Raw genomic sequence first — 11,171 nt, 5'->3', positions numbered from 1 at the left:
CTCGCCGACTTCATGCCAGCATACACCTTCGCCCGTCGCCTCAAGACACTCAGCGGCCTCACCCCTTACGAATACATCGCAAAAATCTGGACTTCAGAGTCAGACCGATTCATCCTCAACCCTATTAACCAGATGCCGAGACTGAACACCTAGAACTCAGCGACGCCGATGGCCTTCATCAAGGCGTCGCGGATGGCCGATTCGGTGAACGGCTTCTGGACGGTGGGCAGGCCGCGCCATTCGTCGGGCAGACCGCCCTCGCCATAGCCGGTGGAGAAGACGAAGGGCACGCCGCGCGCCCTCAGCGCCTCGGCGACGGGAAAGACCTGCTGGCCCGAGACGTTCACATCCAGCAGGGCCGCGTCCAGGCTTTCGGCGTCGCGCGCCAGGGCCAGGCCCTCTTCGATACTGGAGGCGGGGCCGACAGGCACGCAGTCCATGTCTTCCAGAATGGTCTCGATCAGCATGGCGACGAGCGATTCGTCCTCCACGATCAGGACGCGGCGGCCGGTCAGGGGCTGGGTCATCGTGCGGCTGTCCTGTCGAGCGGAACCGTCAGTTCCGCGATCAATCCTTCAGGGGCGTAGACCAGATCGATCTCGCCCGCCAGATCGTGACGAATGTTTCGTTCAATCAAACGGCTACCGAAGCCTCTTCTGTCCGGCGCCGTAACTTTCGGCCCTCCGATTTCGCGCCAAGTCAGCCGCAGCTTGGGCGCGCGCTGGTCGGCCAGGGCCCAGTCGATCAGGACCCGGCCCTCCGGCGTATGCAAGGCGCCGTATTTGGCGGCGTTGGTCGCCATTTCGTGGAAGATCATGCCCAGCGACAGGACGGTCGCCGGCGCCAGCGAGACGGGCGGCCCCACCAGGCTGACCCGCGTCTGGCCATAGGCTTCGGTCTCATGTTCCAGGATGGCGCGCAGATCCGCGCCTTCCCAATGGCTCTGGGTCAGCAGATTGTGGGTGTGCGACAGGGACATGATCCGCGACTGGAACGTCTCGGCGAAGCCGGCGGGGTCGGTGTTGGATCGGGCGGTCTGGACGGCGATCGACTGCACCGTGGCCAGGGTGTTCTTCACCCGATGGTTCAGTTCGTCGATCATCAGCTTCTGACGCTGGGCCGCGAGCACGTTTTCGGTGATGTCGTGCCCCTGGACGAAGATGCCCACGACGACGCCGGCCGCGTCCCGAATCGGCTGGTAGATGAAGTTCAGATAGACGGTCTCCGTCGGCTCGTTGGGGGTGCGCTGGAGGTGGGCGACGCTTTCACGCCCTTCATAGGGTTCGCCGGTGGCGAAAACACCGTCGAGAAGGTCATAGAAACCCTGGCCTTCCAGTTCCGGCAAGGCCTCGCGTATGGTTTTACCCGCGATGTCGCGATGGCCGATCAACTGGCTGTAAGCGTCGTTGTGCATCTGGAAGCGATGGTCTCGCCCAGAGAGAATGGCGACGAAACCCGGCGCCTGCATGAACATCTCGACCAGGCGGTTGCGTTCGGTCTCCAGGCGGCGGTTGTCCTCCTGCACGGATCGCGCCCGGTGCAGGACAGAGCCGCCGACGATGGCGTCAAGCGCGGTGGTCGGCTCTTCGGGGCGAATGGTCGGGGACAGGTCGGTGACGTCGGTGGTGTGCTGAAGCAGGAATTCGACCTCGCCGGTCGCGTTCAGCAGGGGGGTGTGCGTGGCGCTCCAGACGCGGTCGACGAACCCCTGAGCGCCGTCCGCCATTGTCCTCTCGACCGAGAACCGCACGACGGCCAGATGGTCGCGCTGGCGGGTGTCGCGGGCCTTCTCCAGGGATGCGCGCACCTGGCGGACGTTCTCTGGCGCGTCGGAACCGGGACCGGAATCGAAGGCGGCGAACAGGGACCGTCCGACGATGTCTTCGCGCCGCCCGCCCGTCACGTCCTCATAGGCGCGATTGACCGCTATGATGCGAAGATCCGGCGTGAGCAGCACATAGGGGTTCGGCGAACCTTCGAACGCGGCGGCGACGGCCGCGGTCTCGGCTGCGACCGGACGTTCTGATGTCTTTGGATCGTTCAACGCCTACCCCGCTAGCTTGGCCACAACGCATGATCCTGAAAACGGTTCTCCCGCAAGATGTCGCCGAGTGTGATCACAAGATCATTGGCGTGTCGGCAGGATTTGCTAATCAGCGAGGATGACAATCGCCGGCGTCTTCGCCACCCTCTCGCTCATGATGGCGCCCGCAGCCGAACAGCCCACCGTCCGCATTTCGCAGGGCGTCCTGACCGGACGCGCCGACGCCGACGTGGCCGCGTTCAAGAACATTCCCTACGCCGCCGCGCCGACGGCGGATCGACGCTGGCGCCCGCCCGATCCCGCGCCGACCTGGCATGGCGAGCGCGACGCCGGAACCTACGGACCGATCTGCATCCAGGCGCCGCCCAGCGGCGATCCCGGCGTGGGCCCCTTGCCGATGAGCGAGGACTGCCTGAACCTGAACGTCTGGCGGCCGACGGAAACACTGGAGCCCGCGCCGGTCATGGTCTGGATCCACGGCGGGGGTCTGGTGAACGGGTCCGGCACGGCGCCGTTGTACGACGGCTCGGCCCTGGCCCGGCGCGGCATGGTGGTGGTCACGCTGAACTATCGCCTGGGGCGGCTGGGCTTCTTCGACCATCCCGCCCTGGCCGCCGAGCGGCCGGCGGGCGAACCGGCCGGCAACTATGGACTGATGGATGTCGTCGCCGCCCTGAAATGGGTGCGCGCCAACATCGCGGCCTTTGGCGGCGATCCCGAGAACGTCACCGTCTTCGGCGAATCGGCGGGCGGGGCCATGGTCACGCGCCTGATGATCGCGCCGCCCGCGCGCGGCCTGTTCGACCGGGCGGTGGTCCAGTCGGGCCTGGGGCGCGAGTTGCAGACCCCGTTGGATCGCAAGGGGCCGCGCGGATCGCCGTCGGCGCGCGAACGGGGCGAGGTCTGGGCTCACGCGGCGGGGCTCCGCACGGCGGCGGACCTGCGCGCCGCCCCGGCCGAGATGTTTCTGACGCCGCCGCCGGTGTTCGCCAACGGCGACCTGACCCTGATCGACGGGCATATCGCGCCGTCGACCGTCGAGGCGGCGTTCAAGGCAGGGCGTCAGGCGCCCGTGCCCTTCATCATCGGCTCCAACAGCGCCGAATTCTGGTGGATGCGGCCGACGGACCGCAACGGCTATGGCGAGATCGACGACGACATGACCTGGCTGGAGCGGGCCGACGCGGTCCAGGCCTATGGCGGGCAGGAGGCTTTCGACAGGCTGGCGATCACCGACCTGGTGTTTTCCGAGCCGGCGCGAATGCTGGCGCGCCTGCACGCCAGGGCCGGTCATCCGGCCTGGCTCTATCGGTTCGACATCTCCTCGCCCCAGAACCCCGAGCCGCACGGCGGGGCCACCCATGCGATCGAGCGGCCCTATGTGTTCGGTACGCTGAACACCCTGCCGTATCCGGTGGAGGATCGGGATCGCAGGGCGTCGGACGTCATGATGGGATATTGGACCGCCTTCGCGCGCTCGGGCGATCCCAACGGCGTCGGTCGGCCGGAATGGCCGATGGCCGGCGCGGAGGACATCCGGCTGATGAACTTCGGCAATGCGGGGCCGGCAGCGACGCCCGTGCCGTTCGGCGCGCGGCTGGACCTGCTGGAGCGATTTCGAGAGCGGCCGCGACCATAAGGAATCAGCCGGCCGAGGTCGCCGACGACTGCTTCTCCTTCAGCGTGACCAGTTCCTCGGCCATGGTGGGGTGGACGGCGCAGGTGGCGTCCCACTGGGCCTTGGTCAGGCCTGCCTTCACGGCGATGGCGGCCAACTGGATCATTTCGGGGCTGTCGGGGCCGACGATGTGGACGCCCACGACGCGCTGGGTGTCGGCGTCGACCACCAGCTTCATCAGCACCCGCTCGTCGGAGCCGGTGAAGGCGTATTTCATCGGCCGGAAGCGGGTCACATAGACGTCCACGCCCTTCGCGCAGGAACGGCGCGCATCGGCCTCGCTCAGGCCCACCACCCCGACCGGAGGCTGGCTGAAGACGGCGGTGGCGACGGCCTCGTAGTCGAAATGCTGGGGGTTGTCGCGGAAGACCGTCTGGTGGAAGGCGACCGCCTCGCGAATGGCGACGGGGGTCAGGTTCATCCGGTCGGTCACGTCGCCTATGGCCCAGATGTTTTCGGTCGTGGTCCTGGAATAGGGATCGACCTTGATCGCGCCCTCGTCGTTCAACTCCACGCCGGCCGCCTCCAGGCCCAGCTCCTTGACGTGGGGGATGCGGCCGGTGGCGAACATGACCACGTCCGTTTCCAGCTTCATGCCGTTTTCGAGATGGTTGACCAGGCCGGTCGCCGTCTTCTCGATCCTCTCGTGCTGGCAGCCCAACACGACCTTGATTCCCCGCTTCTCGATCTCGCCCGCCAGGTGCGCCCGCACGTCGTCGTCGAAGCCCCGAAGGATGTTGGGACCGCGATAGATCAGGGTGGTCTCGACACCCAGGCCGGCGAAGATGCCCGCGAACTCCACCGCGATATAGCCGCCGCCCGCGATCAGGATGCGTTTGGGCAGTTCGGGCAGGTGGAAAGCCTCCTCGGAGGTGATGGCGTGTTCGATGCCCGGCAGATCCTCGGGCTTCCACGGCCGGCCGCCGGTGGCGATCAGGATCTTCTCGGCGGTGAGGGAGCGGTTCTTGCCGACCATCTCGACCGTGTGGGCGTCCTTCAGCACCGCGCGGCCGTGGATCAGGTCGACCCCCGCCTTGCCCAGATTGGCGGCGTAGATGCCCGACAGGCGCGCGATCTCGACATCCTTGGCCTCCAGGAAGGTCGGCCAGTCGAATCGGGCGTTGTCGAAGGACCAGCCATAGCCCTCGGCGATCTCGAGCGCATGACTGACCTCGGAGGCCATGACCATGAACTTCTTGGGCACGCAGCCGCGGACGACGCAGGTCCCGCCGACCCGATACTCCTCGGCGACCGCGACGCGCTTGCCGTCCAGCGCCGTCAGACGCGCCGCCCGCACACCGCCCGAACCGGCGCCGATGACGAAGAGGTCGTAGTCATAGTCGGCCAAGGCGCAAGCTCCGTTTACCAGCAGCCTCGGCATTTAAGCCGCGCCATGCGAAATCCAAGTCCGCCCGCCGAACATCCGATGCTTACGGCGCGCCAATGCAAGCCGCGCGACCGCGCGGAAGCCTCAATCCGACCCGGCCCTGTGGGTTTTCCAGTCGAACAGTTCCTCCAGCACCTGGACCGCCTGGCCGCGTTCGGACGCCAGGTCGGGATCGCGGTTCAGGATCAGGCGGGCGTCGTCGGCGGCCGCCAGCATCAAGGCGCGGTGGCGGATCGGGTCGGCGAAGCGATAGGCGGGCAATCCGCTCTGTTTCAGGCCCAGCGGGTCGCCGCCGCCCCGCAGGCGGAAATCCTCCTCGGCGATGACGAAGCCGTCCTCGGTGCGGCGCAGGGTCTCCAGCCTTTCCTTGGCCGTCTCGCCCAGCCTGGGACCCTGGGCGCCGTCCTGACCGCCGTAGAGCAGGATGCAGGAACTGGCCTTCGATCCGCGCCCGACGCGTCCACGAAGTTGGTGCAATTGGGCCAGGCCGAAGCGGTCGGCGTGTTCGATGACCATGATCGAGGCGTTGGGCACATCGACCCCGACCTCGACGACCGTGGTGGCGACCAGGACCGGCAGACGGCCGTCGGCGAAATCGGCCATGACGGCCTCGCGTTCGGCGCCGGGCGTCCGGCCGTGGGCCAAACCGACCTCGACGCCCAGCAGGCGGCGAAGATCGTCGGCGCGATCGACGGCGGCGGCCAGGTCGATGGCCTCGGATTCCTCGACCAGGGGGCAGATCCAATAGGCCTGGGCGCCGCTTTCGACGGCGGTCTTCAGGCGCGCGGCGACTTCTCCGATCCGGGCCAGGGGCAGGACGGCGGTCGTGACGGGCGTGCGGCCGGGCGGTTTCTCGGTCAGGCGGCTGACCTCCAGTTCGCCGTACTGGGTCAGTTCCAGGGTGCGGGGGATGGGGGTGGCCGACATGGTCAGCAGGTGGACCGCGCCGATACGCGGGTCGCCCTTGGCCTGGAGCCTTTGGCGCTCGTTGACGCCGAACCGATGCTGTTCGTCGATGACGGCCAGGGCCAGCCGGTCGAAGCGGACGGCGTCCTGGAACAGGGCATGGGTGCCGACGGCGATCTGGGCCTGACCCGAGGCCAGGGCCGCCAGCTTCTCACGCCTCTGGCCGTTCGTGTCGCGGCCGGTCAGAAGCACCGAGGTCACACCTGCGGTCTCCAGCAGCGGACCCAGTTTCTCGAAATGTTGGCGCGCCAGGATTTCGGTCGGGGCCATCAGGGCGGACTGAAGACCGCTGGCTGCGGCGTCGGCCAGGGCCAAGGCGGCCACGGCGGTCTTGCCCGAGCCCACGTCGCCCTGAAGCAGACGGCCCATCTGCCTGCCCGAGGCGAGGTCGCGGCGGATTTCGGCGACGGCCTGGGCCTGGGCGTTGGTCAGCTTGAAGGGCAGGGCCTCGAGCAAACGCTCGGACGCCGCGCCGGGCGCGATGACGGGCGCGGGCTTGATTTCGCGCGCCCGGCGGCGGCGCGCCAGGGCCAGCTGGTGGGCCAGGAACTCGTCATAGGCCAGACGCTGGCGCACGGGGGCGTCGGGCGACAGGTCGGCCTCGTTCGTCGGGGCGTGCAGGGCGTCCAGCGCCGCGCGCCAGGCCGGCCAGCCCTGTTTCCTGATCCAGGCGGCGTCCTGCCATTCGGCCAGTTCGGGGGCGGCGGCCAGGGCCGTCTGGACCAGCTTTCGCAATTGGCGCGAGGTCAGGCCCTGCGTGGCCGGATAGACGGGTTCCGAGATGGGAATATCGGCCGCCCTGTCCACCGTGACGACGTCGGGATGGACGATCTGGACTTCGCCGCTGAAACGTTCGACCTTGCCCGACACCAACCGGGTCTCGCCGCGCGGCAGAAGCCGGTCGATATGCTGGGGCGAGCCGCCGAACCAGACCAGATGGACGAAGCCCGTGGGGTCCGCAGCCCTGACTTTCAGCGGCGCGCCCGGGCGGCTGGGAACGAACATCCGGTCGATGACGACTTCGAATATGCCGACCGCACCGTCCACGGCGTCGGCGGCCTGCATCGGACGACGGACGATGACGCCCGACGGCGACAGGAACGCCAGATCGCGCACCAGCGGCCCGGCGACCTTCTGCACCAGGGGCAGGGCGCGCGGACCCACGCCCTTCAGGGTCGAGACCTCGGCGAACAGGGGAAAGAGAATCTGCGGACGCATCGCCGTGAACATAGCGTGACCATGACGGGTGGCGAAGTCCGTTCAGGAACGCTATCTGACCCGACCTGTTTTAAAGTCTGGACCGGGCAAGGATCCTTGTGGCCGAAATCGACGCGCGTCTCGAAAGCGAAATGACCCCGGACCGCAAGCTGCGGCTGGGACGAATCCAGTTCCGGTCCTGGCGGCGGGGCTTCCGCGAGGCCGACATGGTGCTGGGGCCGTTTTCGGACCAGGTGGCGCCGACCCTGACGGATGCGGAGCTGGACGTGTTCGAGCGGCTGATCGAGGAAGAGGACCAGTGGCTCTATGGCTGGATCATCGAGCGCGACCTAACGCCGCCCGAGTTCGAGACGCCCGTCATGGCCAAGGTTCGAGCCTTCATGCGCGCGCATGTCGCGGCCGAAGTCAGCAAGGGCATCGGTTGATGGATCAGCAGGTGACGCGGACCGACGCCGATCTGGGCGGCGCGCCGGAGGGGCTGGACGCCCTGATCATCGCCGAGCGGTTGAAGGCCGCAGGCGGCGCAGCCCTGTTCGTCGCGCGGGACTATCAGCGGTCTGGGGCGTTCGTTCAGGCGTTTCAGTTCTTCTCGCAAAATATTGAAGTGTTGGAATATCCGGCGTGGGATTGTCTGCCCTATGACCGGCTGAGCCCAACAGCGGGGATCGCGGCGCAGCGGATGGCGACCCTGACGCGGCTGGCGCAGCGCAAGCCGGATGACGCCCCGGTGCTGGTGGTCATGACCATTTCCGCGGCTATGCAGCGGACGCCGCCCAGGGCCGTGACCCTGCAGGCCGGGTTCGAGACGAAGGTCGGGCGCGATCTCGATATCCAGGCGCTGGAAAGGTATTTCGCCGCCAACGGCTATGTCCGCGCCTCGACCGTGTCGGAGCGGGGCGAGTTCGCGGTGCGCGGCGGGGTGGTGGACGTCTTTCCGCCGGGCTTCGCCGAGCCGGTGCGTCTGGACATGTTCGGCTCCGAACTGGAATCGATCCGCACTTTCGACCCGGAGACCCAGAGGTCGACCGGCCAGATGACGTCGGTCTCGCTGGCGCCGGTGTCCGAGGCGCTGTTGGACGCCGCCGCCATTTCGCGCTTCCGCACGGGCTATCTGAAGCTGTTCGGCGCGCCGGGCGACGATCCGCTGTATGCGACGATCAGCGAGGGCGCGCGGCGTCAGGGCATGGAGCAGTGGCTGCCGCTGTTCTACGAGGCGCTGGACACGCTGTTCGACTATTTGCCGGACCAGGCGCAGGTCTTTCTGGACAATCAGGCCGAGACCGCGCGGGGCGAGCGCTGGGATCTGATCGCCGACGCCTATGAGGCGCGGGCCGAGGCGGCCAAGGCGAAAGGCGGCGCGGCGACCAATCGGGCTCTGCCGCCGAAGCAGTTGTATATGGACGCGGGCGACTGGAACCAGGCGCTGGCGGGTCGCGCGGTGCGGCGGTTCACGCCCTTTTCGGGCGCCGGCGAAGACGCCGGCGGGCGGCTGGGCCGGACGTTTGCGGCTGAGCGGTCGCAGGACAGCGTCAACCTGTTCCAGGCGGTCGCGGACCATGCGCAGGCGTTGAAGGCCGACGGGCGTCGGGTGCTGTTCGCGTCCTGGACCGAAGGCTCGTCCGAGCGGCTGGCGACCATGCTGGCCGATCACGGCCTGGACCATATCGTGGTCGTGCGCGACTGGGCCGATGTGCAGTCGGCGCCGAAGGACCTTTACCTGCGCGGCGTGCTGCCGGTGGAGCATGGCTTCGTCACCGACGAGGTCGCGGTCATCTCCGAGACGGACATCCTGGGCGACCGCCTGGCGCGGCCCCGGAAGAAGCGCCGGGCCTCGAACTTCCTCGCCGAAGCCTCGGCCCTGACGACCGGCGATCTGGTGGTCCATCTGGATCATGGCATCGGCCGCTATGAAGGGCTGAAGACGCTGGACATCCAGGAGGCGCCGCACGACTGCCTGGAACTGATGTACGCCGGGGAGAGCAAACTCTATCTGCCGGTCGAAAACATCGACCTTCTGAGCCGGTACGGCTCGGACGCCGAAGGCGTGCAATTGGACAAGCTGGGCGGCGCCGGTTGGCAGGCGCGCAAGGCCAAGGCGAAGGAGCGGCTGCGCGCCATGGCCGAGGGGCTGATCGCCCTGGCGGCCAAGCGCGCGCTGCGCGAGACGGAGGCGGTGACGCCGCCGCCGGGCCTGTTCGCCGAATTCTGCGCGCGCTTCCCCTATGAGGAGACCGACGACCAGCTGAACGCCATCGGCGACGTGCTGGAGGACCTGGGCAAGGGCGTGCCGATGGATCGGCTGATCTGCGGCGACGTCGGCTTCGGCAAGACCGAGGTGGCGCTGCGCGCCGCCTTCGTCGTGGCCATGACGGGACAGCAGGTGGCCGTGGTGGCGCCGACCACCCTGCTGGCGCGCCAGCACTTCAAGACCTTCACCGAACGGTTCGCCGGCTGGCCGGTCAAGGTGCGCCAGCTGTCGCGCATGGTGACGGGCAAGGCGGCGGCGGAGACGCGCGCCGGCCTGAAGGACGGCTCGGTCGAGATCGTCGTCGGCACCCATGCGGTCCTGGCCGAACAGGTCGGCTTCCGCGACCTGGGCTTGGTCATCGTCGACGAGGAGCAGCACTTCGGCGTCAAGCACAAGGAGAAGCTGAAGACGCTGCGCGCCGACGTGCATCTGCTGACCCTGACGGCGACGCCGATCCCGCGCACGCTTCAGATGGCGCTGTCGGGCATCCGCGAAATGTCGATCATCGCCACCCCGCCGGTCGATCGCCTGGCGGTGCGGACCTACGTCACGCCGTGGGACCCGGTGCTGGTGCGCGAGGCCCTGCTGCGCGAGAAGTATCGCGGGGGGCAGGCCTATTATGTCGCGCCGCGCCTGAAGGACCTGCCGGACATCGAAAAGTTCCTGCGCGAACAGGTTCCCGAGGTGAAGTTCGTCGTCGGCCACGGCCAGATGAGCGCGACCCAGTTGGAGGAGGTGATGAGCGCCTTCTACGAGGGGGAATACGACGTGCTGGTCTCGACCACCATCGTCGAGAGCGGGCTGGACATTCCGACCGCCAACACCCTGGTCGTGCACCGCGCCGACATGTTCGGCCTGGCGCAGCTTTATCAGATCCGGGGCCGGGTCGGCCGGTCCAAGGCGCGGGCCTTCGCATATCTGACCACCGATCCGATCAAGCCGATGACCCTGTCGGCCGAACGGCGGCTTCAGGTGTTGCAGTCGCTGGATAATCTGGGCGCCGGCTTCCAGCTGGCCAGCCACGACCTGGACCAACGCGGCGGCGGCAATCTGCTGGGCGACGAACAGTCGGGCCATATCCGTGAGGTGGGCGTCGAGCTGTACCAGCAGATGCTGGAGGACGCCGTCGCGGAGCTGAAGGAGAAGGGCGAGGGGGCGACCGTGGATCGCGGCTGGTCGCCATCGATAAACGTCGGCGCCTCCGTTCTGATTCCAGAAGATTATGTGCCGGACTTGAACGTTCGTCTGAGCTTGTATCGCCGTCTGTCCGACGCGGAACGCAGCGAGGATCGCGAAGCGTTGGCCGCCGAATTGATCGACCGCTTCGGGCCTCTGCCGGACGAGGCGCAGCAGTTGCTGAAGATCGTGGGCGTCAAGGCCAACTGCCGCCGCGCCTGTATCGAGAAGATCGACATCGGGCCGCGCGGGGCGGTGCTGACCCTGCGCGACAACAGCTTCCCCAATCCGGCCGGGCTGATCGGTCTGATCCAGAAGAACCAGGCGTTCTGGAAAATCCGGCCGGATCAGAAGATCGTGGTGTCGGGCGACTGGCCCACGGCGGAGGACCGGCTGAAGGTGGCCGAGCGCATCACCGCCGACCTGGCGCGGGTGGCGGGGGCGTAAACACCCC

General features: G+C 67.7%; 7 protein-coding genes and 1 pseudogene. 4 read left to right on the top strand and 4 right to left on the bottom strand.

Annotated features, from left to right (window positions below):
• Positions 1 to 153, top strand: a pseudogene (locus tag DI624_RS11030) (IS481 family transposase); the annotation flags it as partial.
• Here DI624_RS11030 and DI624_RS11025 read toward each other — a convergent pair.
• A complete protein-coding gene (locus DI624_RS11025; RefSeq protein WP_291538332.1) occupies positions 150 to 527 on the bottom strand; it encodes a response regulator in 378 nt (125 codons plus the stop codon). The pseudogene DI624_RS11030 and the gene DI624_RS11025 overlap by 4 nt on opposite strands.
• Positions 524 to 2,044: an HWE histidine kinase domain-containing protein gene (locus tag DI624_RS11020; protein ID WP_291538330.1), complete on the bottom strand. Its 1,521-nt coding sequence runs from the start codon at positions 2,042 to 2,044 to the stop codon at positions 524 to 526. The genes DI624_RS11025 and DI624_RS11020 overlap by 4 nt, the downstream gene beginning before the upstream one ends.
• Positions 2,045 to 2,162: 118 nt before the next feature.
• Here DI624_RS11020 and DI624_RS11015 point away from each other — a divergent pair, with 118 nt between their 5' ends.
• A complete protein-coding gene (locus tag DI624_RS11015) occupies positions 2,163 to 3,683 on the top strand; it encodes a carboxylesterase family protein (RefSeq protein ID WP_291538328.1) in 1,521 nt (506 codons plus the stop codon).
• A 4-nt stretch (positions 3,684 to 3,687) separates the two neighbouring features.
• On the opposite strand, the gene gor is transcribed toward DI624_RS11015, so the two are convergent.
• The gene (gene gor, locus DI624_RS11010; protein ID WP_291538325.1) at positions 3,688 to 5,070 is read right to left on the bottom strand and encodes a glutathione-disulfide reductase; all 1,383 of its coding nucleotides are present in this window, start codon (positions 5,068 to 5,070) and stop codon (positions 3,688 to 3,690) included.
• A 123-nt stretch (positions 5,071 to 5,193) separates the two neighbouring features.
• A complete protein-coding gene (gene recG, locus DI624_RS11005) occupies positions 5,194 to 7,293 on the bottom strand; it encodes an ATP-dependent DNA helicase RecG (RefSeq protein ID WP_291538352.1) in 2,100 nt (699 codons plus the stop codon).
• A gap of 98 nt (positions 7,294 to 7,391) precedes the next feature.
• On the opposite strand from recG, the gene DI624_RS11000 reads away from it, so the two are divergent.
• On the top strand, positions 7,392 to 7,718 hold the full coding sequence (locus DI624_RS11000) for a succinate dehydrogenase assembly factor 2 (protein WP_291538322.1): 327 nt from the start codon (positions 7,392 to 7,394) through the stop codon (positions 7,716 to 7,718).
• A complete protein-coding gene (gene mfd, locus DI624_RS10995) occupies positions 7,718 to 11,164 on the top strand; it encodes a transcription-repair coupling factor (protein WP_291538319.1) in 3,447 nt (1,148 codons plus the stop codon). The genes DI624_RS11000 and mfd overlap by 1 nt, the downstream gene beginning before the upstream one ends.
• Positions 11,165 to 11,171 lie beyond the last annotated feature (7 nt).

The sequence above is a fragment of the Brevundimonas sp. genome (genome assembly GCF_003248455.1).
GTDB lineage: Bacteria > Pseudomonadota > Alphaproteobacteria > Caulobacterales > Caulobacteraceae > Brevundimonas.
The sequence above is the reverse complement of the archived record's forward strand: the minus strand, read 5'-3'. Positions and strand labels throughout refer to the sequence as shown.